This window comes from Acinetobacter seifertii (assembly GCF_000368065.1).
GTDB classification, from domain to species: domain Bacteria; phylum Pseudomonadota; class Gammaproteobacteria; order Pseudomonadales; family Moraxellaceae; genus Acinetobacter; species Acinetobacter seifertii.
On the sequence record NZ_KB851204.1, the window covers coordinates 71,054 to 96,520 of the forward strand.

General features: G+C 40.3%; 21 protein-coding genes. 11 read left to right on the plus strand and 10 right to left on the minus strand.

Annotated elements, in window-relative coordinates:
• Window positions 1-151: 151 nt before the first annotated feature.
• Genes trpA through F985_RS22930 form a run of 4 tightly spaced genes read left to right on the plus strand, consistent with a single transcriptional unit; the run spans window position 152 to window position 4,180 of the window.
• Window positions 152-955 (plus strand): tryptophan synthase subunit alpha, encoded by an 804-nt coding sequence (gene trpA, locus F985_RS22915; RefSeq protein WP_004705707.1) that lies wholly within the window; start codon window positions 152-154, stop codon window positions 953-955.
• Complete coding sequence (gene accD / locus F985_RS22920; RefSeq protein WP_004705709.1) at window positions 952-1,848, plus strand: acetyl-CoA carboxylase, carboxyltransferase subunit beta; 897 nt, start codon at window positions 952-954, stop codon at window positions 1,846-1,848. Before trpA ends, accD begins: the two co-directional genes overlap by 4 nt.
• Window positions 1,845-3,131 carry a bifunctional tetrahydrofolate synthase/dihydrofolate synthase gene (folC, locus tag F985_RS22925; RefSeq protein ID WP_004705710.1) on the plus strand — a complete coding sequence of 429 codons (1,287 nt, stop codon included), beginning with the start codon at window positions 1,845-1,847 and terminating at the stop codon, window positions 3,129-3,131. Before accD ends, folC begins: the two co-directional genes overlap by 4 nt.
• On the plus strand, window positions 3,122-4,180 hold the full coding sequence (locus tag F985_RS22930) for an SPOR domain-containing protein (RefSeq protein WP_004705711.1): 1,059 nt from the start codon (window positions 3,122-3,124) through the stop codon (window positions 4,178-4,180). The genes folC and F985_RS22930 overlap by 10 nt, the downstream gene beginning before the upstream one ends.
• Before the next feature lie 28 nt (window positions 4,181-4,208).
• On the opposite strand, the gene F985_RS22935 is transcribed toward F985_RS22930, so the two are convergent.
• The 3 genes from F985_RS22935 to F985_RS22945 form a co-directional block, all read right to left on the minus strand.
• Window positions 4,209-4,787, minus strand: a complete 579-nt coding sequence (locus tag F985_RS22935) for a dual specificity protein phosphatase family protein (RefSeq protein WP_025469252.1) — start codon at window positions 4,785-4,787, stop codon at window positions 4,209-4,211.
• A complete protein-coding gene (locus tag F985_RS22940; RefSeq protein WP_004705713.1) occupies window positions 4,784-5,596 on the minus strand; it encodes an MBL fold metallo-hydrolase in 813 nt (270 codons plus the stop codon). The genes F985_RS22935 and F985_RS22940 overlap by 4 nt, the downstream gene beginning before the upstream one ends.
• A 322-nt stretch (window positions 5,597-5,918) precedes the next feature.
• The gene (locus F985_RS22945; protein ID WP_004705714.1) at window positions 5,919-6,557 is read right to left on the minus strand and encodes a peroxiredoxin; all 639 of its coding nucleotides are present in this window, start codon (window positions 6,555-6,557) and stop codon (window positions 5,919-5,921) included.
• Between the two features lie 407 nt (window positions 6,558-6,964).
• On the opposite strand from F985_RS22945, the gene secA reads away from it, so the two are divergent.
• On the plus strand, window positions 6,965-9,688 hold the full coding sequence (gene secA / locus F985_RS22950; protein ID WP_004705715.1) for a preprotein translocase subunit SecA: 2,724 nt from the start codon (window positions 6,965-6,967) through the stop codon (window positions 9,686-9,688).
• A gap of 130 nt (window positions 9,689-9,818) precedes the next feature.
• Window positions 9,819-10,262: a hypothetical protein gene (locus F985_RS22955; RefSeq protein ID WP_004705716.1), complete on the plus strand. Its 444-nt coding sequence runs from the start codon at window positions 9,819-9,821 to the stop codon at window positions 10,260-10,262.
• Between the two features lie 67 nt (window positions 10,263-10,329).
• On the opposite strand, the gene F985_RS22960 is transcribed toward F985_RS22955, so the two are convergent.
• Together F985_RS22960 and trhA are read right to left on the minus strand one after the other, a co-directional pair.
• Window positions 10,330-11,640 carry an MFS transporter gene (locus tag F985_RS22960; RefSeq protein WP_004705717.1) on the minus strand — a complete coding sequence of 437 codons (1,311 nt, stop codon included), beginning with the start codon at window positions 11,638-11,640 and terminating at the stop codon, window positions 10,330-10,332.
• A 133-nt stretch (window positions 11,641-11,773) separates the two neighbouring features.
• Entirely contained in the window at window positions 11,774-12,415 is a 642-nt protein-coding gene (gene trhA / locus F985_RS22965; protein WP_004705719.1) for a PAQR family membrane homeostasis protein TrhA, read from the minus strand.
• Window positions 12,416-12,541: 126 nt separating this feature from the next.
• Here trhA and F985_RS22970 point away from each other — a divergent pair, with 126 nt between their 5' ends.
• Both F985_RS22970 and F985_RS22975 read left to right on the plus strand, forming a co-directional pair.
• Window positions 12,542-13,753, plus strand: a complete 1,212-nt coding sequence (locus F985_RS22970) for a class I SAM-dependent methyltransferase (RefSeq protein ID WP_025469255.1) — start codon at window positions 12,542-12,544, stop codon at window positions 13,751-13,753.
• A 13-nt stretch (window positions 13,754-13,766) separates the two neighbouring features.
• Window positions 13,767-14,186, plus strand: coding sequence for a GNAT family N-acetyltransferase (locus F985_RS22975; RefSeq protein WP_004705721.1), 420 nt, complete (start codon window positions 13,767-13,769; stop codon window positions 14,184-14,186).
• A 29-nt stretch (window positions 14,187-14,215) separates the two neighbouring features.
• On the opposite strand, the gene F985_RS22980 is transcribed toward F985_RS22975, so the two are convergent.
• The 5 genes from F985_RS22980 to F985_RS23000 all read right to left on the minus strand — a co-directional run bounded on the left by F985_RS22980 (window position 14,216) and on the right by F985_RS23000 (window position 20,052).
• Window positions 14,216-15,076, minus strand: coding sequence for a patatin-like phospholipase family protein (locus F985_RS22980; protein ID WP_004705722.1), 861 nt, complete (start codon window positions 15,074-15,076; stop codon window positions 14,216-14,218).
• A 15-nt stretch (window positions 15,077-15,091) separates the two neighbouring features.
• Complete coding sequence (locus F985_RS22985; RefSeq protein ID WP_004705723.1) at window positions 15,092-15,346, minus strand: hypothetical protein; 255 nt, start codon at window positions 15,344-15,346, stop codon at window positions 15,092-15,094.
• Window positions 15,347-15,510: 164 nt separating this feature from the next.
• Window positions 15,511-17,646, minus strand: a complete 2,136-nt coding sequence (locus F985_RS22990) for a 3-hydroxyacyl-CoA dehydrogenase NAD-binding domain-containing protein (RefSeq protein ID WP_004705724.1) — start codon at window positions 17,644-17,646, stop codon at window positions 15,511-15,513.
• 19 nt (window positions 17,647-17,665) lie between these two features.
• Window positions 17,666-18,871, minus strand: a complete 1,206-nt coding sequence (locus tag F985_RS22995; RefSeq protein ID WP_004705725.1) for an acetyl-CoA C-acetyltransferase — start codon at window positions 18,869-18,871, stop codon at window positions 17,666-17,668.
• 170 nt (window positions 18,872-19,041) lie between these two features.
• The gene (locus F985_RS23000) at window positions 19,042-20,052 is read right to left on the minus strand and encodes an AraC family transcriptional regulator (protein ID WP_002051267.1); all 1,011 of its coding nucleotides are present in this window, start codon (window positions 20,050-20,052) and stop codon (window positions 19,042-19,044) included.
• A 210-nt stretch (window positions 20,053-20,262) separates the two neighbouring features.
• Between F985_RS23000 and F985_RS23005 the strand changes: the two genes are divergently transcribed.
• From F985_RS23005 to F985_RS23015, 3 genes are all read left to right on the plus strand, one after another.
• Window positions 20,263-21,381 carry a CaiB/BaiF CoA transferase family protein gene (locus tag F985_RS23005; protein ID WP_004705726.1) on the plus strand — a complete coding sequence of 373 codons (1,119 nt, stop codon included), beginning with the start codon at window positions 20,263-20,265 and terminating at the stop codon, window positions 21,379-21,381.
• 155 nt (window positions 21,382-21,536) lie between these two features.
• Window positions 21,537-22,769 carry a carbohydrate porin gene (locus tag F985_RS23010; protein WP_077168775.1) on the plus strand — a complete coding sequence of 411 codons (1,233 nt, stop codon included), beginning with the start codon at window positions 21,537-21,539 and terminating at the stop codon, window positions 22,767-22,769.
• A gap of 174 nt (window positions 22,770-22,943) precedes the next feature.
• Complete coding sequence (locus tag F985_RS23015; RefSeq protein ID WP_004705728.1) at window positions 22,944-25,349, plus strand: glucose/quinate/shikimate family membrane-bound PQQ-dependent dehydrogenase; 2,406 nt, start codon at window positions 22,944-22,946, stop codon at window positions 25,347-25,349.
• Window positions 25,350-25,467 lie beyond the last annotated feature (118 nt).

Sequence of the window (25,467 nt, forward strand, 5' to 3'; positions counted from 1 at the left end):
ATGTACGCCATGGGTTGTATGAATCATACAATCGAATATCGCCATAACGTTAGACCTGTTCAATGAGCAAAAAATAGCGTTAAAATGCGATGTTCTTGTATTTCTACAAACAACTCCTCAATTTTAAATAATTCAAGGAAAGCACAACCCTATGTCACGTCTTGCCACCCGTTTTGAAAAGTTGCAGTCCCAACAGCGTAAAGCACTTGTATCTTACGTCATGGCGGGTGATCCACAGCCACAAGTAACGGTACCGTTACTTCATAAAATGGTTGAGGCAGGAGTAGACGTCATTGAGCTTGGTTTACCATTTTCAGATCCAATGGCTGATGGGCCAGTAATTGCGCTTGCGGCTGAACGTGCACTTGCAGCAGGGACTAATACCTTAGATGCATTGAACATGGTAAAAGAGTTTCGTGAACAGGATCAGGAAACACCTGTAGTTTTAATGGGTTATCTCAATCCTGTTGAAGTAATTGGTTATGAAAAATTTGTTTCTTATGCGAAACAATGTGGTGTAGATGGCTTATTACTTGTGGACTTACCACCAGAAGAGTCAAAAGAATTTGGTGCAATCTTAAAACAGCATGATATGGACCAAATCTTCTTACTTGCACCAACTTCAACTGATCAACGTATTCAACACGTAGCGAATCAGGCAAGTGGGTTTATCTACTATGTTTCACTTAAAGGTGTTACTGGTGCAGCGACATTAGATACTTCTGAAGCTGCTGCACGTATTGAGAAAATCAAGAGTATGACTAACGTTCCTGTTGGCGTTGGTTTTGGTATTAGTGATGCTGCTTCTGCGAAAGCGATGGGTAGTGCTGCAGATGCCGTGATTGTAGGTAGTGCTTTCGTTAAATCTTTTGCAACGTTGACAGCTGAAGAAGCTGTTGAACAGACGGTGAATAAAGTCAAGGAGCTTCGAGCAGCGCTCGATGAGTTAGTATGAATCAAGAAGTGAAATCAGGGAAAGTTCTTAGCCCTTCGACACCATGGACACAACGACCAGTTCCAGGTATTGAAGTTGCAGATGAGCAACAGACTCTCAAAGCAACATTTACTGAGCCGACTATTGAGTGCCCTGAATGTCATGCTTTAGTGACACGTACAGCTATATCTTTTAACGCGTATGTATGTCCACAGTGTGACGAACACTTAAAAATGAAAGCTCGCGATCGCTTAAACTGGTTCTTCGACAATGTTGTGACTGAATTAGGTCAAGAGTTTAGTGCGAAAGATCCATTAAAGTTTGTTGATAGCAAACCGTATCCAGAACGTATGCGTGAAGCGCAAACTAAAACTGGTGAAACGGAAGCTTTAATTGCCATGCAAGGTAACTTAAATGGCGTAGACATGATTGCATGTGCTTTTGAGTTCGACTTTATGGGTGGCTCAATGGGTACTGTAGTAGGTGACCGTTTCGTTCAGGCGGCTGAGCTTGCAATTGAAAAACGCCAACCATTAATCTGCTTTGCAGCTTCTGGTGGTGCGCGTATGCAAGAAGGTATGTTGTCGCTTATGCAAATGGCGCGTACTTCTGCTGCGATTCAAAAATTAAAAGATGCTGGTTTACCTTATATCGTGGTGTTAACACATCCAGTTTATGGTGGTGTAACAGCTTCTTTAGCAATGTTGGGTGACATCCATATTGCAGAACCTAAAGCAATGATTGGCTTTGCTGGTAAACGTGTAATTGAGCAAACTGTACGTGAAACATTGGAAGAACCATTCCAACGTGCTGAATATTTGCTTGATCATGGTGTAATCGATCAGATTGTTCATCGTCATGCTTTACGTGATACTGTATCTCGACTTGTATCGAAATTGATGAACTTACCTTGAAACAACAAGCTCCACTTTCAACAGACTCTTTAGATACATGGCTCAATTATTGGAGCCATGTTCACGTTACAGGGATCGATCTTGGTCTGGAACGTGTTATTCCGGTAGCAGAAAAATTAGGAGTGACTAAACCCACTGCTAAAGTTTTTACTGTTGCTGGAACGAACGGGAAAGGTTCAACTACAACAACACTTGCATCTATATTAAAAGCGCAAGGTTACAAAGTTGGGTTGTATCAATCACCGCATATCTATCGTTTTAACGAACGAGTCAAGTTAGGTGGAGTCGAGGTTGATGATCAAAGCCTGATTGATGCTTTTGTGCAAGTTGATCAGGCTCGTCGTGATTGCGATTTAAGCTTATCTTTTTTTGAAGCAACCACTTTGGCTGCTTTTGTCATTTTTAAGCAACAACAATGCGATGTATGGGTGCTTGAAGTCGGTTTAGGCGGGCGTCTTGATGTCGTCAACGTCATTGATCCTAATATTGCTGTAATCACCAATATCGGTCTTGATCATACTGACTGGTTAGGCGATACCATTGAGAAAATTGCTTTTGAAAAAGCAGGTATTATTCGCCCTGACATTCCAGTGATTTTTGCAGGTGAACAATCTTTACCTCAAGCTATTCAAGATAAAGCCAATACTTCACAAGCGAAACTATACGCGATCAATAGAGATTATTTTTATAAACTCGCAAATGATGGAAATCACTGGTATTTTGCAAGTGAAGGAACTACTTTAAAATTACCACTAGGGTCGCTTGCAATTGAAAATATTGCAGGGGCAGTTGCTGCTGTATTAAATAGCGGACTTGAAATCTCGCAACGCGCGCTAGAGCAGGGTATTGAAAATGCACGCTTAGCAGGCCGTTTTGAAGTGCGCCAAGTTAATGGAAAAACCATAATTTTTGATGCCGGACATAATCCACATGGTGTTGAATTTTTGTTAAAGCAATTGCGAAATTTCTTAGAATACAATAAACAGTACACAGAAGTTGTCGCAGTATTTTCAATGCTGGCAGATAAAGATATAAAATCAGTAGTGGATTTATTGAAACCTACTGTTTTACATTGGAAAATTGCTGAGTTGAATGTGCCGCGTGCTGCACCGATTCAGCAGTTGAATGACGCCCTACAAGGCCAGACAATACAACAATTTGGCAATATCAAAGAGGCTTTTAAATCAGCGCTTGAGCAAACAAATAACAATCAGCTGATTTTAGCCTGTGGTTCGTTTCATACTTTAGAAGCGATTTGGGAGTATTTGGAAGAATGTCAATGAATAACAAACAACGCTGGATGGGTGGCGTTGTTTTATTAGGTGGTGGTGTTTTATTGGCAGCATTACTTCTAAAAGGAAATGAAGAAATAAAACATGTGGGCGCTGAACCACAGACCTCAACATCACCGAAATTACACGCTAAATCAAAGCCATCAGCACAAGAAGGGCAGATGGTACAGCTACAACCGCTTGCAGTGGATGTAGAAACAGAAAAACGTCTTCTTGAAGAACAACGCCGTTCTCGTGAAAAAGCGGTTGCTGAGCAAGAGGCTCGTGCTGCCGAATTCTTGGCAATGCAACAACAGGCAGAAGCAGATGCAGCCCGTAAAGCTGCTGCCGAATATGCTGCAATTAATGCTCGCCGAGCTGCTGCTCAAGAAAGCTCAGATAACATTCCTCCTGAAGTTGCAGGTTCGGATGGAAAGACAAAAGGACAGCAAACTGATACAAAAAAGTCAGTAGATACAGCTAAAGCAGAAGCCGATAAAAAAGCTGCTGAAGCAAAGAAACAAGCGGAAGTCGATAAAAAAGCCGCTGAGGCAAAACGTCAGGCTGAAGTTGATAAAAAAGCAGCAGAAGCCAAGAAGCAAGCAGAAGCTGATAAGAAAGCTGCTGAAGCTAAACACAAAGCTGAAGCCGAGAAAAAAGCGGCAGAAGCTAAACATCAAGCCGAGGCAGACAAAAAAGCTGAAGCTAAGAAGCATGCTGAAGCAGAAAAGAAAACAGCAGAAGCTAAGCACAAAGCTGACGCTGAGAAAAAAGCTGAAGCAGAGAAAGCGCGTGAGCTGCTTGAAAATGGCGATAAAAAGTGGATGGTACAAGTTGCATTGGCTGCCAATCAGGCAAATGCAGATGCTGTTGTCTCTAAACTACGTGCTAAAGGTTATAAGGTTACGACAAGTCCGACCAGTAAAGGTATCCGTATTATGGTTGGACCTGCGAAAGACCGTGATACCGCAGATGCAGCTCGTAAGAAAATTACCTCTGACTCCAGTTTAAACATGAAGTCAGCTTGGGTCATTGATTGGGTGCCCTTAGATCAGCGCTAATCTGATCTAAGGTTGATTCAAGATCTAATTAAGATGGATTCGACAATTGTTGTTGAATCCATTTTACATTTTCAGGGGTAAATAAACGGTCAATATTTTTCCAAATAATATGATAACCGTATCCGCCTTGCTTCATTTCTTTAACTGCATCATCAATTGCCCAATGTTCAAAAATAATTCGATACATCGCTACGCTAGCACCAGTACGGTCTGAACCGTGGTAGCAGTGTAATAAAACACGTTGATTATTTTGTTTAGCAATTTTAATTTGCTGCATGACTTCTAACAGGTCTTGTCTGTTAATTGCCCATGTATCGATAGGAATGTGAACAAGATTAAAATTCTCATTTTTAAATAGTAATTCGTCTGAGTCTTTTGCTCTTAAATTAATAATGGTTCCGATTTCATGACGTTTTAATTCGGGAATCATTGCAGCATTTGGTTGTTCGCTACGAAAAACATCATTGCTCACTTGATAGAAATTATGTGTTTGAGAAACTAAAGTTCCCCAATCTTTGGGTCTATGCTCATGTGCAATGCTTTCATGTTGCATACATCCCTGTAGGTTTAGACACAGAACAAGGGCGATGAGGGAGATTTTTTTCATGTTTGATACCGTCGAAGCTCATGAGGGTCATGGGCACAAATAATTTCAATCGTTGGCTCATGTTGAGCCAAATGCTGTAATTTTTTAAGGTTAATAAGACGCTTTTCATTATCTTCTGCAAACGTTTTTTCCAGAAGGGTTAGCGATCTTAATTTATTTGCTGGATTTAACTCTAGATGTGAGTAATAAGCATCTCCGCAGAACAACAACCACTGATTTTGTTGTTTGATGGCAATACCACAATGTCCAGCGGAGTGGCCTAATAATGGCACCATTAAAATTTCATCTTGGAATAACGGAAAACCTTTTACTTTTTCAAGATTAAACCATTTTTCACCTTGCTGATATTCAACGAAATTCCAGTATCGATGCTGATTATATTGATTGGTTCTATAGCGAAGTTTACCTTTAAAATTAGGTAATTGCGCAGCATTATATTCAGTGGCTAAGACATGAACTGTGGCATGAGGAAAGTCAGAAATGCCACCTGCATGGTCAAAGTCGAGGTGAGTCACAAAGATGTGCTGTACATCTTTAGGATGAAAACCTAGTTTTTGTATTTGCTGGATTGCACTGAATTCAAGATTCGTCTCAATTTTCCCCAAACGTTTAACTAACGAGCCAAGGCGTTGTTGCATGTGTAAATAGTCTTGTAGACCAAATCCTGTATCAATGAGTACAAGCCCACGGTCCGTCTCTACTAAAAGACAATGGCATACCACTTCAGCTTTCCAGCCTTTCTGCCCAAATAAAGGCGCGCAGACAGGACACATACTGCCGCATTTTAAATGATGAATTTTATGGATCATGATTGTTGTTTTTTGAACAAACTCCTTGGAAGTTATAACTGATCTCGACACTAAAAACCATGTGTATTCAATAATGAAAAAAAGCCATCGGGTGAGATGGCTTGGAGATGGAAACATTTGGTTCTATGTTTGGGCTAGTTTTCTTTATGCTTTTTTGATTATTGGTTACGCAGTTTGCTTGTCTTGAAAATAAGCATTTCAGATGCTTGCCTACGCACTACGTTTGTCTTGCGCTTCGATTAAAGCCTTTTTAAAGGCTTTAATCTAACTCACAGCATAGCTGTTCGTCTTGCGTTCAGAGCGAGCGATGCTCGCTTTATCCTCACTCATCAGGTTGGGGTGTGAGGCGCAAATAAGGTTTTACTGCGGTATAGCCTTTAGGGAAGCGCTGTTTAATTTCTTCTTCATCTTTTAAAGAAGGAACAATCACAACATCTTCACCTTGTTTCCAGTTCGCAGGCGTAGCCACTTTATGCTTATCTGTTAATTGTAATGAATCCACGACACGTAAGACTTCGTTGAAGTTACGACCAGTTGAAGCAGGGTAGGTTATAATTAAACGAACTTTCTTGTTTGGATCAATAATGACTAAAGAACGAACTGTAAGTGTTTCACTCGCATTTGGATGAATGAAATCGTAAAGTTCAGACACTTTACGGTCTTTGTCAGCAATAATTGGAAAATTAACCGTAGTATTTTGAGTTTCGTTAATGTCGTTAATCCAGCCTTTATGCGATTCAACATTATCTACAGATAGGGCAATCGCTTTAACATTACGTTTTTCAAATTCGTCTTTTAATTTTGCTGTATAACCTAACTCTGTTGTACATACAGGCGTATAGTCAGCGGGATGTGAAAATAAAATGCCCCAACTATCGCCTAAAAAATCATAAAAATGAATTGTGCCTTCGCTTGATTCTTGTTGAAAATCAGGGGCAGTGTCTCCTAATCGTAATGTCATGATCTTTCCTCAGTTGCTTAAAATTTGTTATGTGCTGAAATGAATATGACGCAATTTATTTATTATTAAAATTATTGTTTTTTTATTTTATTATGAATTTTTTATATAAGTGTAAATATATATGACTAAAACTCACTAATTTAAGAACTGAATCAATGTAACTTTAAGATAAATTTGCTAAATTAGATTTCTCGGAAGTTGTGTTCAATAGATGAGCGTTAATATTGAGTTTTTAGGTGCCGGACATATTCAGCGGCCTTAGAGAAAGGTTGAAACCGTTTGTCTAACTATCAGATTTTTTTTATGGGTTTTGTGCAAAACCCTTGTACTTCAAATTTCTGGCACCATAATAAACGACTGAGAAAAAATTTATTCATTTGACCAAGCAAGATTTAGAGAGTTTATCCATGTTGGCAAGTCTGATCGGAGGTATCTTCGGTACAAAAAATGAGCGTGAACTCAAACGCATGCGCAAAATTGTTGAGCAAGTCAATGCGCTCGAGCCGACGATATCAGCTTTAAGCGATGCAGACTTATCTGCAAAAACTCCAGAATTCAAACAACGTTATAACAATGGCGAAAGTTTAGATAAGTTACTCCCTGAAGCGTTTGCAGTTTGTCGTGAGGCAGCAAAACGTGTAATGGGCATGCGTCACTATGATGTGCAATTGATTGGTGGTATTACTCTACACGAAGGCAAAATTGCCGAAATGCGTACCGGTGAAGGTAAAACCCTTATGGGTACTTTGGCGTGTTATTTAAACGCATTAAGTGGCGAAGGCGTTCATGTGATTACTGTGAACGATTACTTGGCACAGCGTGATGCTGAGTTAAACCGTCCATTATTTGAGTTCTTAGGTTTAAGCATTGGTACAATTTATTCAATGCAAGAACCGTCAGAAAAAGCAGCGGCTTACCTTGCTGACATTACCTATGGTACCAACAACGAATTTGGTTTTGACTACTTACGTGACAACATGGTGTTTTCTTTAGCAGAAAAGAAACAACGTGGTTTGCACTATGCCATTATCGACGAAGTTGATTCAATCTTGATTGATGAGGCGCGTACTCCATTAATTATTTCTGGTCAAAGTGAAGACTCTTCACACCTCTATACTGCAATCAATACGATTCCACCAAAATTACGTCCGCAAAAAGAAGAAAAAGTTGCCGATGGTGGACATTTCTGGATTGATGAAAAGCAGCGTTCAGTTGAAATGACTGAAATCGGTTATGAAACTGTAGAACAAGAACTCATTCAAATGGGCTTGTTGGCTGAAGGCGAAAGCTTATATTCAGCAACAAACTTAAACCTTGTTCACCATGTATCTGCTGCTATTCGTGCACACTTCCTATTCCAACGTGATGTTCACTATATTATTCATGATGGTGAAGTGATCATTGTTGATGAGCACACTGGCCGTACAATGCCGGGTCGTCGTTGGTCAGAAGGCTTGCACCAAGCAGTTGAAGCAAAAGAAGGCTTAGAAATTCAGCCTGAAAACCAAACTTTAGCAACAACTACATTCCAGAACTATTTCCGTCTTTATAAAAAGCTTTCAGGTATGACAGGTACTGCTGATACTGAAGCTGCGGAAATGAAAGAGATTTACGGTCTTGATGTTGTCATTATTCCGACTCACCGACCAATGATTCGTAACGACCAAAACGATTTAATCTACTTAAACCGTAATGGTAAATATAATGCGATTATTCAAGAAATTATGAATATTCGCGAAAAAGGTGTTGCACCGATTCTAATTGGTACAGCAACCATTGAAGCTAGTGAAATTCTATCTTCTAAGTTGATGCAAGCTGGTATTCACCACGAAGTGTTGAACGCTAAACAGCACGAGCGTGAAGCAGACATTATTGCTCAGGCGGGTAGCCCGAATGCAGTAACAATTGCAACCAACATGGCTGGTCGTGGTACAGATATTATCTTAGGTGGTAACTGGAAGGCGAAACTTGCCAAGCTTGAAAACCCGACAGCAGAAGATGAAGCTCATCTGAAAGCACAATGGGAACAAGACCACGAAGATGTATTGCAAGCAGGTGGTTTGCATATTATTGGTTCTGAGCGCCATGAATCACGCCGTATTGACAACCAGTTACGTGGTCGTGCGGGTCGTCAAGGTGACCCTGGTGTTTCTCGCTTCTATTTATCTCTTGAAGATGACCTCATGCGTATTTTCGCAGGTGACCGTGTTGTTGCCATGATGCGTGCAATGGGCTTACAGGAAAATGAAGCGATTGAACACAAAATGGTAAGCCGTTCTATCGAAAATGCACAACGTAAAGTTGAAGCACGTAACTTCGATATTCGTAAGAACCTATTGAAATACGATGACGTGAATAATGAACAACGTAAGATCATTTATTCACAACGTGATGAAGTGTTAGCGGAAAACACTTTACAAGAATACGTTGAAGAAATGCATCATGAAGTCATGCAAGCCATGATTGCTAACTTTATTCCACCAGAGTCAATTCATGACCAATGGGATGTGGAAGGCTTGGAAAATGCTTTACGTATTGATTTAGGTATTGAGTTACCAGTTCAGGAATGGTTAGAGCAAGATCGTCGTCTTGATGAAGAAGGTCTAGTTGAACGTATTAGCGATGAAGTGCTTACTCGTTATCGTCAGCGTCGTGCACAGATGGGTGATGAGTCGGCAGCAATGCTTGAACGTCATTTCGTACTAAATTCTCTTGATCGTCATTGGAAAGACCATTTGGCTGCAATGGATTATTTGCGTCAAGGTATCCACTTACGTGGCTACGCGCAAAAGAATCCAGAGCAGGAATACAAAAAAGAAGCATTTAACTTGTTTGTAAACATGTTGGGTGTCATTAAAACTGATGTTGTGACTGATTTGTCTCGTGTGCATATCCCAACACCAGAAGAACTTGCAGAAATGGAAGCTCAACAACAACAGCAAGCAGAAGCAATGAAGCTTTCTTTTGAGCATGATGATGTTGATGGCTTAACTGGTGAAGTGACTGCTTCTCAGGAAACACTCAATGAGTCGGTTGATAACCAACAAATGTTCCCTGTTCCTGAAAGTCGCAATGCACCATGTCCATGTGGTTCTGGTTTAAAATATAAGCAGTGTCACGGCAAAATTTAATTTGCTTGATAAGAAAAGCAGAACAATTGTTCTGCTTTTCTTGGGTTTGTAGTAAGCCTGTGAATAATGTTTGCAGTTTTAAGCATTAAATGCTATTTACTTCTCATCCAGAGTGTATGTTGGAAAGACAATGAAAAAAGTATTACAACCCTTATTTTTAGCTGTTCTTGCTGTGCCAAGTTTTGTTTTCGCAGCAGAAACAACTTCAGCCCCTCAAACAACAACGGTTGCTAAAGTTCGTGCAGCAACTGGTCCAACTTCGGCTCAGGCTGTAGTGAAGCAAGAAAATACGACGGTAATTAGCCCTCGTACAGGTATTCGTTATACATTGGGTAATACAGGTAATCGCCCAATCATTTTACAAACTGCTGCGATTGCTCCTGCAAACTCTGCAAACATTAATCGTATTGTTGCAACTAACCCAGCGTTGTCTGCGAAAAGCCAAGAAAAAGCAAAAATTGCTTTAATTGGTGAAGCCGCAGTTGCGGGTGCAGCAGCTGTAGCAGCAAATAATGTAAGTGCTCCAGCGGCGACAAACGGTGTTGCGCCAGCAAACCCTGCATCAATGAATTAATTTTCATATATAAAAAAAGCCGGTCAATTTTGAACCGGCTTTTTTATATTAGAGTGTTTGAAAATATTTAAATCTGATTATTTACATCGTCATTTTTTGTTTCACGTATTAATAAGAACGCGACCAATGATAAAAGTGATGCTGTTGTCAGATAATAACCTACAGCATATAAACCGTAAGTTTCAGCAAGTTTTGTGGCAATCAGTGGAGCAAACGATGCGCCAAAAATACCAGCTAAGTTAAAGGTTAATGCTGAACCTGTATAACGAACTGAAATTGGGAAAATCTCAGAAAGAACCGTACCAATTGGGCCATAGGTTAAACCCATAATTGATAGGCCAGTACATAAGAAAAGAAAAACGATAAGAGTATTTCCAGACTCTAGCATGCTAGAGAAGAATAAACCGAAGATCGCAGCAGCAATACATACGCCAACTGAAGTGGCTTTACGTCCAAATTTTTCTGCAAAAATAGCAGATAAAGGAATGAATGCTGCAAAACAAAGTGTCGCAAAAAGTTGAAGTTCTAAAAACTCACCACGTGCATACCCCAGTTTCGTCGTTCCCCAGTTAAGCGCGAACACTGTAGTGAGATAAAACACAACGAATGTACAGATCGCTGCAATCGTGCCGAGAATAAGCTTACCCGTATGTTTCGTGACAACTTCTTTAAATGGAATATTAACTTCTTTTTGTTTATCTAAAACTTTCTGGAAAGCTGGAGTTTCATGGAGTTTTAAACGGATATATAAACCAACAATGACCAAAATTGCACTCGCAATAAATGGAATACGCCAGCCCCATTGCATGAATGCCTGTTCAGGAATAGCCGCACTTAAAAGTAAGAATGATCCAGTTGCTAAAATAAAACCAATAGGGGCGCCAAGCTGTGGGAACATGCCATACCATGCACGCTTACCTTCTGGTGCATTTTCAGTTGCAAGTAGTACAGCGCCACTCCATTCGCCTCCTAAACCTAAACCTTGTCCTAGACGGCAAGCCGCTAGTAGTAAGGGAGCCACAATCCCGATTTGTGCATAAGTTGGAAGTAGGCCAATACATACCGTTGATATACCCATGGTCAGCAAAGCTGCCACTAGTGTTGCTTTACGGCCAATACGATCTCCTAAGTGACCAAATAGTGCTGCACCAATAGGACGGGCAATAAAGGCAATCGCAAAGGTTGCCAGAGACTGTAAGACTGCGGCACTGCCACTGCTGGCAGGGAAAAACAGATGTGGAAAGATAATCACGGCAGCAGTTGCATAGATATAAAAGTCGAAGAACTCAATGGTTGTACCGACTAAGCTTGCAAATAAAACTCGTGCTTTTGAATTAGTGGCTACTACAGGAGCAGCAGTCGCAGAGGTTGACTCCATATAAGTCCTTATATCAATTAAAATTTATTTTTAGTTTGCTATCCTTTTTTAAAAGATAATTTTCTTAAAGAATAGCGTGAAAGAACATCATCCATGACTCTTTCAGGATCACTGAATATGAGTGAAAAATGGACTAAATAACGTACCAATAGATTGCAAGAAAGTGTGCTCCTGCACCTAAAAGCACAAAAATATGCCAGATTGCATGGGTATATCTTACCTTTTTTAATGCGTAAAACAATGCTCCAACAGTGTAAGCTAAGCCCCCAGTAATTAAGAACATCAAAGCATCTTTACTTAAATAAGTACGCATATCATCCATTACAAAAACGGCAAGCCATCCCATTAGAACATAAGCAAGTAATGAGATTTTCTGAAAACGGTGAATGAAAACTAACTTGAAAAGTGTACCAATTGCAGCAATCGCCCAAAGTGCGATAAGTAATATATGTGCTTTCGATGTAGGTATCGCAATACTTAAAAACGGGGTATATGTTCCTGCAATTAAGTAATAAATAGCAGTGTGATCGAGTTTTTTATACCAGTAACGTAAGTTTTGGGTTTGCGCAAAGTGATAAAGAGTCGAACTGGTAAAAACGAGAGTTAGGCTAAAAGCGTATACCCACAAACCTACCCACTGAGCAGTTGGAAGATAAGATCCTTTTATAATTAAAAGGATAGCGGCAACCACGGCCATAATAACGCCAGCACCATGGCTATAGGCATTAAAAAGTTCTTCTTTGGGGTCGTAAGTTTCTAACACCGATTTACTCATAAGTTTATTTTTTGATTAAAAATACAAATGTATAGAAATACAAAACAGTCGTAAAGTTATTTTATTTTTAATCCTATACCCTTTAAACTTTCAGTTTATATGTGTCACCATTCTTTAGGTATATCTGTGTCGGTTTTCTCCTTTGAGCAAGAACAGCAATTCTTTCATGAAATCAAACAAATGCTTGATGAGCAGAGTTTTGAGCGTTTGATTTTGAGCCAATATAAAGGAGAGTTGGCACAGCTAGAAAAAATCACTTTCCGCATTGTAGAGTTAAATGGGAAAAAGCAGCTTTCAGCTTTATATCATTATACTACTCAAGATGTGACCAAAAACTATACCTTTGAAGAGGGTCTAGAACAGATCGCAACGTTGATTGTTCAATGCAAACAAGCAAATTTATTTTCAACTCTGCAAGAAGTTCAGCTTAAAAAAAATAAGAAAAAAGCCATGCTTAACATTGGGAAAAAACAAAGTACGAATACGGCTCCAACTGTACAAGCGCATGATCGTGAGAAACAGCGTTATGTACAGCAGAGTAGTGCATTTTTAAAAGAGCTTGGTATTACTGATGAGAAAGCTCAAATCATTCCAAGTATGGCTCGTAAATGGAAGCAGATTAATAAATTTATCGAAATTTTTGCGAGCGCGTATGAACAAATTGATGCAGAGCAAAAAGAATTACGCATCGTCGATTTTGGTTCAGGAAAAGGTTATTTAACTTTTGCTTTGTATGATTATTTACAGGAACAACAAAAGATTCCACTGATTACTGGTGTAGAGCTGCGCCGTAACTTAGTGGAATTTTGCCAGAATGTGGCAGACAAAGTGCATTTTAATCATTTGGACTTTTTTGAAGGCGATGTTCGTAGTTATCAGCCAGAAAAACTGGACGTTATGATTGCTTTGCATGCGTGTGATATTGCGACTGACTTTGCTATTCATACCGGAATTCGTTTGAACGCTTCAATGATTATGTGCGCGCCGTGCTGTCACAAAGAATTACGTCCACAACTACATAGTCCTGAAGTTCTACAACCGATGCTACAGTTTGGTATTCATGCTGGGCAACAAGCTGAGATGTTGACCGATACATTACGTGCGTTACTTTTAAAAGCGTATGGTTATGAAACTAAAGTTTTTGAGTTTGTATCGCTTGAGCATACCAGCAAAAACAAAATGATTTTGGCAACAAAACGCAAGAATGTTTCACAACCTGATGCAAAGATTATGGCTCAAATCCAAGCATTAAAAGAAATGTACGGCATTAAAAAACAGACCTTAGAATTGTTGTTACAAGATCAGTTGCCAATCGAAAATATTGGCTGCAAATGCTAAGAAGGCGAGTAGGATGTATGAAGTTATAGCGGGTGGTTGGGAACAGCTTGAGAAAGATGCGAAATACATCCGTGAGCAAGTCTTTATTCAAGAGCAAGGCATTGCATCCGAAGATGAATGGGATGATTTTGATGCCACTGCTGTGCACTTTATGGTGTATGACAAAGAGCAGCCTATTGCTACAGCACGTTTGTTACCGCAGCATAGTGTAGGACGTGTTGCTGTTTTAATACCTTATCGAAAGCAGGGTATAGGTAAAATTTTAATGCAGCATATTATTGACTATGCGCGTAACCAGAAACTGCCTTATTTAAAGCTTTCCGCGCAAACTTATGTGACAGCTTTTTATGAGGCTCTAGGTTTTAACGTGCAGGGTGAAGTTTACCAAGATTGTGGTATTCCACATATCAATATGATTTTAGCGTTAAGTTGAGATTCCTTTATAGAAATCTCAACTTTGAATTACTTCATCGCATTCCAGTTTTCGATGGCTTGTAAGCCAGTCTCTAAACCAACTTCGTAACTATAACGAAGCTTTTTCGGATTTGTGGTTAAACGTCCAGCCATATTTTTAAGTGGCGGTGGGCAAACTTCTAAAATTTGCTGGTCTGGATTATTGCCACGAACAAAATCTACCGAAGCGTTATAACGGGCACAACGGTTTCGTAAACTGCTTGCAAAACCATAGTAATGTTTAAACGCATATTTTGCGAGGAATTGATCCCCTCGGCTACTGCCCTTAAAGTAATTTTTAGGACGAGTACGTAAAACTAACAGCTTTTTAACGCCACTTTGCTGTGCTGTCCAGCGAACGGGTAGGGCATCTGCAACGCCGCCATCAAAGTATGGTTCACCCATAATATCGACGGGATGACGCGTTAAAACCGGAATTGAGCTAGAAGCACGCAGTGCATTTAACAGATTATCTTTACCAGCACGAAGATACTCAGCATGACCAGTTTTGGCATGCGTCAACACCATATAAAAATCTGGATTTTTGGCAAAAAGGCTCTGTTGATCAAGAGGATGTTCTTGCTCGCCAATTTCCCACATCCATTTTAAATCAAGTAAATCGCCACCTTTAAAGAAGCGCTTATAATCAATAAATTCAGGACGGAGGGAATGATCAATATAAAAGGTTAAAGTCCGACCTTGTTGACCTGCTAAGTAGTTAGCCACATTGGTCGAACCAGAAGATACACCAACGTATAAGTCAAAAGGATTGAACTGCTGTTGTAGAAAAGCATCAAGTACACCACTGGTAAAGGCACCACGCATGCCTCCACCTTCTACAACTAGTGCATTGCGGGAAAAATCTGTCATTTGAAAAATATCTGATTACTGATGTGAATGCTGATGTTCTTGCATGTCCATTCCAGGCATGTTGTCATGCTGACTTTGTTGATCTTTCGACTTTTCAGCTTTTTGTTGCATTTCGTGCTGTTGAGCTTTGCGCTGAGCACCTGGCATATAGTCAGGTTCATTACTCATTGCTAAATAGAAAAAGCCAAGGAAAATCGCACTTAAAACACCAACGATCAGAACAAATTTCCAGCCTAAAACTGCTGATTCGGAAGAATTTTTATCGGACATAAGGATTTCTCGAATGTGCTGTAGAAGCACAAAAATGAAGTCTATTTATAGCATATTTAGGCTGTAGGCAGAAATCTTAAAGAACATAAAGAAAAACCCATATAAATAAAATATATTTATATGGGTAAGGTTTATGCAGTTTTTAAATATTTAATAGATTTAAATTATTGAATATTTTGTTTCTGCTCAGCTTTGGTTTTGAGTAATGCTGGTGGTGTGAATCTCTCACCATATTTGGTAGCTAACTCTTCGGAGCGTTTTTCTGCTTTCTCAATACCATATTGATTGAGGAATTGAATCGCTCCACCAGTCCAAGGGGCATAACCAATTCCAAAAATAGAACCGACATTGGCGTCAATAACCGATTCCAATACACCTTCTTCGTAACAACGTAAGGTATCTAAGGCTTGTACAAACAAAATACGATCAATTATATCTTGCTCGGAAATATCATGATCTTTCTGCCAGCGGTTTAAGCCTTCCCATAGGTGTTTTTTGCCATTTTCAGGATAGTCATAGAAACCTGCGCCAGCAGCTTTACCTTTACGGTTTAATTCATGAATCATGGTATGAATCACTTCATCTACTGGTGTTTTCGGTAGCTCTTTGCCTTCGGCTTGTAAAGCTTTACGTGCTTCGCTAGCAACATGCTCGGTTAAGGTTAAAGACACTTCATCTTGAATCGCAAGTGGTCCCACAGGCATGCCTGCTTTCAGTGCTGCCATTTCAATACGTGCTGGGTGGACACCTTCGGCAAGCAAGCGCATACCTTCTTGAATAAAAGTACCAAACACACGACTGGTAAAGAAGCCACGGCTATCATTGACAACAATTGGTGTTTTTCCAATTTGCTGTACAAAGTCGTAGGCTTTCGCAAGTGTCTCTGCCGAGGTGTTTTTACCTTTAATAATCTCAACCAACTGCATTTTGTCGACAGGGCTAAAGAAATGCAGACCAATAAACGCTTTATCATCTTTACTTGCTTGCGCTAAACCTGTAATTGGCAGGGTCGATGTATTCGATGCCATTACGCCATTAGGCGCTAGGTATTGTTCGGCTTCTTGAGTGACTTTCGCTTTGAGTTCTTGATTTTCAAATACAGCTTCAATAATTAAATCACAGCCTTGAAGGTCTTGAGCTGACGCTGTAGCCCTAATCAGAGATAAAACCTGATCACGTTTTTCTGCGGTCATGCGGCCTTGTGAAACACGTTTATCAAGAAGTTTTTGTGAGTAAGCTTTGCCTTTCTCAGCATTCTCAACAGATACATCTTTAAGTACAACTGGAATGCCTTTAATGGCTGTTGAATATGCAATACCAGCACCCATCATGCCTGCACCCAACACACCCACTTTAGTGGCTTGCCATTTTGCAACGTCGGCAGGGCGGCTCGCACCAGACTTAATTGCATTTAGACCATGCCAGAACGTGCCAATCATATTTTTAGAAATTTGACCTGTTGTAAGCTGAGTAAAGTAGCGCGACTCAATACGCAGTGCAGTATCAACATCGACTTGAGTACCTTCAACTGCGGCAGCCATAATCGCTTCAGGGGCAGGGTAGCAGCCTTTAGTTTTGTCTTTTAATATGGCTGGAGCAATGGCAAGAACTTGTGCAACTGCCGGAGTTTTTGGATCACCACCTGGGATTTTGTAGCCTTTCACATCAAAAGGTTGTTGAGATTTCGGATTTGCCTTTATCCAAGCAATTGCTTTATCTAAAAGCTCTTGTTCATTTTCGGCAGTATCGTGGATTAAGCCTAAAGACTTGGCTTTATCAACACCGAACTGTTTGCCTTCCATTAAAAATGGGAACGCATTTTGAAGTCCTAATAGGCGTACCATACGCACAATACCGCCGCCGCCCGGTAATAAACCTAAAGTAACTTCTGGCAGGCCAAATTTGCTTTTCGAGTCATTGATTGCAATACGGTGATGGCAACTTAATGCAATTTCCCATCCCCCGCCCAGTGCCGTTCCATTCAATGCTGCAACGACTGGAATGCCTAGCATTTCAATTGTGCGTAAATGACCTTTTAGTTTTTCAACCATATTGAAAAAGTCAGTCGCATGTTCCGGCTGAACTTGAATTAGCTCATCTAAATCACCGCCTGCAAAGAACGTTTTCTTAGCCGAACGGAAAATAACGCCTGAAAGTTCTGTTTCTGCTTTAAGTTTCTGAGTGACCTCATCAAGTGAGTCACGAAACTCAGCATTCATGGTGTTTGCAGATTGACCAGTTGAATCAAGTGTCAAGATGACAATATTGTCGGCATTTTTTTCGTATTGAATTGCACTCATTTTTTTATATCCCTAATTTTTATACGCGTTCAATAATGGTGGCAATACCCATACCACCGCCAACACAGAGCGTTGCTAGACCACGCTTTTTATCTTGTCGTTCAAGCTCATCAAGTAGTGTGCCCAAAATCATGGCACCTGTTGCTCCTAGCGGATGGCCTAAAGCAATCGCACCGCCATTTACGTTGACTTTTTCAGCGGGGACGTTGAGCTCATTAATAAAACGCATAACAACTGCCGCGAATGCTTCATTGACTTCAAATAGGTCAATATCATCAATTGTTAGACCAGCTTTTTCCAATGCTTTACGTGCGGCTGGCGCAGGGCCAGTCAGCATAATGGTTGGGTCAGTACCAACTAATGCAGTCGCCAAAACTTTAGCGCGTGGTTTTAAATTTTGTTCTTTTACTGCTTTTTCTGAAGCTAATAAAACGACAGCTGCTCCATCGACAATACCTGATGAGTTACCTGCGTGATGAACATGATTGATTTTTTGTGCTTCTGGATATTTTTGTAAAGCAACTGCATCAAAGCCCATTTGCCCCATCATTTCAAAACTTGGGTTGAGCTTTGCAAGACCTTCTAGTGTGGTATTGCCTTTGATGAATTCATCTTTCTCTAAAATCACCACGCCTGCGTGATCTTTTACTGGTACGACTGAGTGATTGAAATAACCATTTGCTTGAGCTGCCGCTGCTTTTTGTTGTGACTTCACTGCAAAGTTATCGACATCTTCACGGTTATAGCCATCTAAAGTTGCAATAAGGTCAGCCCCGATACCTTGTGGAACAAATGATGACTTAAGATTTGTTTCTGGGTCTAAAGCCCACGGTCCGCCATCAGAACCCATTGGAATGCGTGACATTGATTCAACGCCACCAGCAACCACTAAATCTTCCCAACCAGAGCGGACTTTCATTGCTGCCATGTTGACTGCTTCTAAACCTGAAGCACAAAAGCGGTTAATTTGTACACCAGCAACATCATCATTCCAGCCTGCGGCAATTGCTGCGGTTTTGGCAATATCGCCGCCTTGGTCACCAATTGGTGTTACGCAGCCCAAAACAATGTCGTCCACTTTAGATGTATCAAGCTGATGGCGTTGCTGTAATTCGTTTAATAGGGTGGTGAGTAATGTGATTGGTTTTACTTCGTAAAGAGAGCCGTCTTTTTTTCCTTTTCCGCGTGGTGTGCGAATGGCATCAATAATATAAGCCTCGCTCATAACAGTTCCTTTTTTATTGCTTAAAATTTATTTGTGTTTTGAGTGTACTGGTTTTAAGAGCGAGTGCAATGACGATAAGCGCACCAGTCAGGTGATGATTTTTGCCAATAGAAATACAAAAAAGCCCAAGTTGAACTTGGGCTAAATTTGAAACTGAAGAGATTTAAGAATTAGTGGTAACCGTGTAGCTGACGATATAAACCTGGTGTTACACCCGTCCACTTTTTAAATGCACGGTGGAAAGTACTGGTTTCACTAAAGCCTACTTGTTGAGCAACATCTTCAAGTGTTAATTCAGGGTTGAGCAACAAGTGAATAGCAGCATCTCGACGTAAAGCGTCTTTTACGCCTTGGTAGCTTTTACCTTCAGCAGCCAAGCGGCGGCGTAAGGTTTGCGGAGATAAATACAGCATTGATGCAACGTCATTAAGCGTTGGCATTTCTTCACCAATTTGACTCTTAAGTACGTCACGAATACGAGAAGTCAACGAGTTGGTGTTTTTGAATTTTACTAAAAGCTGAGCAGGAGCTGCCTTTAGGAACTCTTCTAGCGTTTTTTCATCTTGGCGGATTGGTAAATCAAGATAATCAGCTGCAAAAGTTATTTCGGTGCGAGGTGCATCAAACTGCATGACTGGTGCAAAAAATAATGCATCATATTCATCAGCATGCGCAGGACGTGGGTAGCTAAAATGAACACGCTCTAATGGCAAACGACGTTCAATGAGCCATGATGCTAGACCGTGCCAAATCATGAGCATACTTTCAGTAATGAAATGATCTGGATCTAATGTTTTTGGAATGAGAGGAACCAAACGCGCTTCGTGTTTGTCACGTTCAAGTGTTACCGACCATTCATCACCAAATAACTTGTAAAATTGAGATGAAAGTTCGAGAGCTTGTCCTAAAGTTTTTGCATGAATAATCAACTGACACATAATGGCAAAAGTGCCCAAACGACGCGGTTGTACATCAAAACCGACGTGTTCGTCTTGGGTGACCATCCATAGCATTTTTATAAAACGGGTATATTGTTCTGGTGAGATTCGAGCTTTAGGTTGACGTAATAGTTCCGCTTCGATACCCACATGTGAAAGTAACGTCTCGACATCCATGCCAAGGCGTTTTACGCCTGTCAAAGCCGCATTCACGAAGTGGATGCTAATCGTATCGCGACTCATATTGAATCCTTCAGTCTCTTTGATGTTCACTTTAAATTGACCTAAATGACCGTCTAAAAAAATAAATTGGCGATTTACAACAGTGTAAAAGCACTTTTTACATGTTAAATTGCCGAAATGATCAAGGTAAATGGCTGAACATGACATTGTTTTAGAATATTTGCTTAACTAATATAAAAGAAAATTCGAATAATAGTGGTTAAAAATACGATGACGACAGCATTAAACGGACTTAAAGTTCTCGATTTCTCTACGCTCTTACCTGGACCTTTTGCCACAATGTACTTAGCCGATATGGGCGCAGAAGTTATCCATATCGAATCCCCATCACGTCCAGATCTCATTCGGATTATGCCGCCCTATGCCAATGGACAAGCGACTGCACATAGTTATTTAAATCGAAATAAACAGTCGATTGTTCTCGATTTAAAAGATGCTGCCAGTATTGATCTTATAAAAGCCAAGATTTCCGAGTTTGATATTGTCATAGAACAGTTTCGGCCAGATGTTATGCGTCGCTTAGGGCTAGACTATGCAACGCTTGCAGAAATTAATCCGCGTTTAATTTATTGCTCGATCACAGGTTATGGACAAACTGGAAACTATAAAGATCGAGCAGGACACGACATTAATTATTTAGCTTTAGCGGGTATTGCTGGATATAGTGGCCGACAAGATAGTGGTCCACCACCGCTTGGCATTCAAGTTGCCGATATTGCAGGCGGATCATTACATGCAGTTATTGCTATTTTGGCTGCGGTCGTCGAACGCAGTCGTAGCGGTATGGGACAATATATTGATATTTCGATGACTGACTGTGTGGCGAGTCTAAATAGCATGGCAGCATCAGCCGCACTTGCAGGACAAGTTGAACAGGCACCAGAGCAGGGCATGCTCAACGGTGGCATTTTCTATGACTATTATATAACTCAAGATGGGCGTTATCTTTCTATTGGTAGTCTTGAGCCACAATTTATGGCTGGGTTGTCTGCTGCATTAGATTTACCTGTGCTGTTGCAAAAAGGCGCTTCATTAGATGTCCAAGATCGACAGGACGTTAAGCAAGCCATTCAAGAAAAAATTAAAAGCAAAACGTTTAAAGAATGGCATGAAATTTTTGCAAATTTGGATGTTTGTGTAGAGCCAGTATTGAGTTTGAGTGAGGCTTTAAACTCGCCATTAGCACAACAACGTGGATGGATTGTGGATGTTCCTTTGCAAAATAATACAACAGATACAGAACCACAGATCGCATGCCCAATTAAGTTTTCACGTTCACAAATGCGATATTCCTTTGTAGGTCAAAAGCTTGGCGAGGGACAGTGGTAATGTCTTAGGGCTATTTCTTATACAGTATGTATTAAGATTATTATCTGATTAATCAATTGATTAACATTTTGAATAATTTCTTTACATAAAATTAGCGTAACCTTTATAAACAAAGACATAAAAGGTACGTAAACATGAAAACGCATAAATCTTTGATGGTTTCCTGTTTATCCGTTTTATCAATTACTCTTTTTGTTCAGCATGCACAAGCTGCTGCTGCATTTGACCCAAATGGTTCTTGGATGTTGGGTGATTGGAACGGGCAACGCACAGCGTTACAAGCACAAGGTTATGATTTTTCTTTTGGATATACCGGTGAATATGCCGGTATTTTAGATTCAAAGAATACTTCTTCGCATGGCAGTGCTTATACAGGGCAACTCGCTTTAGGTTCGCATTTGGACCTAGGTAAAATTTTAGGGTGGCAAGATACAGAAGCTCAAATCACGTTAACTTATCGTGATGGGCAATCACTTTCTGAACATTCTCCAGCTTTAGCTGGACACATTAGTTCTGCACAAGAAGTGTGGGGTCGTGAGCAAACTTGGCGTTTAACTGATTTATGGATTAAGAAAAAATTCCTTGATCAAAAGTTAGATGTGAAAGTTGGTCGTTTTGGTGAAGGTGAAGACTTTAATAGTTTTGACTGTGACTTCCAGAACTTGGCACTTTGTGGTTCACAAGTGGGTAACTGGGTTGGCGACCAATGGTATAACTGGCCAGTGAGCCAATGGGCAATGCGTGTTAAATATAACGTGCAACCTGATCTATATACGCAAGTCGGTGTATATGAATATAACCCAGAGAACTTGGAACGAGGCAAAGGCTTTAACCTGAGCACAGACGGATCTCACGGTGCAATTATTCCAGCAGAGGTCGTTTGGTCACCTAAATTAGGTGTGCAAAGCATGCCTGGTGAATACCGTTTAGGTTATTACTACAGCACTGCTGATGCAGAGGAAATTACCAATCCAACTAAAACATCGCATAAACAAGGTGTTTGGGTAACTGCAAAACAAAAACTATTCCAACCAGCTGACCAAACTGATCGTGGTTTAACAGGTTTTGTGAATCTGACTTTCCATGACTCAGATACCAATAAAGTCGACAACATGCAAAATGTAGGCTTGGTCTACAAAGGTTTGCTCAATCAACGTCCTCAAGATGAATTAGCACTTGGTGTTGCTCGTATTCATATCAATGATGACTGGAGCGATATTCAAGCCAAAGAATATGACACTGAATACAATACCGAGCTTTACTACGGTATTCATGCCACTAACTGGCTAACTATTCGTCCAAATGTGCAATATGTTCGTCATGTTGGTGCATTAAAAAATGGTGATAACACTTGGGTAGGCGGTATTAAATTCTCAACCGTATTCTAAGTAACTATTCCGAAAAACGGATTGTCGATGGCTAAATCATTAATTGAAGTATCCAGACCTTCCGTTTTTTTCTTTATGCCTGAATTTTGTTTTAGATGTATTGGTGATGCCATTTCTCTATAAGGTTTTTGGCACATCTTTCCGATAAAAATGATGATTAATAAGAGGTGGTTTATGAATCAACCTTCTTCAAGATCAGGTTTAACGACTTTTACCGTAATCATTATTGGGTTATTGGCGTTATTCCTGCTAATTGGAGGTATTTGGCTCGCTACACTAGGCGGTTCAATTTACTACATTGTAGCTGGAGTCTTGCTTCTCATTGTTACATGGCAACTCTACAAGCGCGCTTCAACTGCTTTGTGGGTTTATGCCGCATTAATGCTAGGTACCATTATCTGGAGTGTCTGGGAAGTTGGAACAGACTTTTGGGCGCTTGCACCACGTTTAGATATTTTAGGTATTCTTGGTTTATGGTTATTGGTTCCGGCTGTGACTCGTGGAATCAACAACCTTGGATCAAGTAAAGTTGCCTTATCTTCAACTTTAGTGATTGCAATCGTATTGATGGTTTATTCTATCTTTAACGATCCGCAAGAAATTAATGGTGAGATTAAAACACCACAACCAGAAACTGCTCAAGCCGTTCCAGGTGTAGCTGAGAGTGACTGGCCAGCTTATGGTCGTACTCAAGCAGGCGAACGTTATTCTCCACTTAAACAGATTAATGACCAAAATGTCAAAGATTTGAAAGTGGCTTGGACACTACGTACTGGCGATTTCAAGACAGATAATGATTCGGGTGAAACAACCAATCAGGTTACGCCAATTAAAATTGGCAATAACATGTTTATCTGTACAGCTCACCAACAGTTAATTGCGATTGATCCAGCGACTGGTAAAGAAAAATGGCGTTTTGATCCGAAGCTTAAAACGGATAAATCGTTCCAGCATTTAACGTGCCGTGGTGTAATGTACTACGATGCAAACAACACAACTGAGTTTGCGACAAGCTTGCAAACTAAGAAGTCGACTTCAACTCAATGTCCTCGTAAAGTCTTTGTTCCAGTCAATGATGGACGTTTAGTTGCTGTAAATGCTGACACTGGTAAAGCATGTACTGACTTTGGTCAAAATGGTGAAGTGAACTTGCAAGAGTTTATGCCATATGCTTATCCGGGTGGTTATAACCCAACATCTCCGGGTGTTGTGACAGGTTCAACTGTCGTAATTGCTGGTTCTGTAACAGATAACTACTCAAATAAAGAGCCATCAGGTGTTATTCGTGGTTATGACGTAAATACTGGTAAGCTTCTTTGGGTATTTGACACTGGTGCAGCAGATCCAAATGCTATGCCTGGACAAGGTACAACATTTGTTCATAACTCTCCAAATGCTTGGGCACCTTTAGCATACGATGCCAAACTTGATATCGTTTATGTTCCAACAGGCGTAGGTACTCCAGATATCTGGGGTGGTGACCGTACTGAGTTGAAAGAACGTTATGCGAACTCAATGTTAGCGATTAATGCTTCGACTGGTAAATTGATATGGAACTTCCAGACCACTCATCATGACTTGTGGGATATGGACGTGCCATCTCAGCCATCTTTGGCAGATATTAAAGATAAAGCAGGTAAAACTGTTCCAGCAATCTATGTATTGACTAAAACAGGTAATGCTTTTGTTCTTGATCGTCGTAATGGTCAGCCGATTGTTCCTGTAACTGAAAAACCAGTTCCACAAACAGTTAAGCGCGGTCCACAAACCAAAGGCGAGCACTATTCAAAAACTCAGCCATTCTCTGACTTGAACTTGGCACCACAAGATAAATTGACTGATAAAGATATGTGGGGTGCCACAATGCTTGATCAGCTCATGTGTCGTGTATCTTTCAAACGTCTAAATTACGATGGTATTTATACACCACCATCAGAAAACGGTACTTTAGTTTTCCCTGGTAACCTAGGCGTGTTTGAATGGGGCGGTATGTCAGTTAACCCTGATCGTCAGGTTGCTGTAATGAACCCGATTGGTCTGCCATTCGTAAGCCGTTTAATTCCTGAAGATCCAAACCGTGCACAAACTGCAAAAGGTGCAGGAACTGAGCAGGGTATTCAGCCAATGTATGGCGTACCTTATGGTGTCGAAATCAGCGCATTCTTATCTCCACTTGGTTTACCTTGTAAACAACCAGCTTGGGGTTATGTAGCTGGTGTAGATTTGAAAACGCATCAGGTTGTATGGAAAAAACGTATTGGTACTATCCGTGATAGCTTGCCAAAACTATTCCAATTACCAGCTGTGAAAATTGGTGTTCCTGGTTTAGGTGGTTCAATTTCTACCGCAGGTAATGTCATGTTTGTTGGTGCAACTCAAGATAACTACATCCGTGCCTTTAACGTTACGAATGGTAAGAAACTTTGGGAAGCGCGTTTACCAGCCGGTGGACAAGCAACACCAATGACTTATGAAATTAATGGTAAGCAATATGTTGTGATCATGGCCGGTGGTCATGGTTCATTTGGTACAAAAATGGGCGACTATTTAGTAGCTTATGCATTGCCAGATAACAAATAAACCTTTGCTCTAAAAAAAGCCCAGATTGATCTGGGCTTTTTTTATATTGATTTATATTAAAGCTTATCAATAAAACCGTTATTAAATATGCAAAAAAAGCATTTTATTGATGAATAAA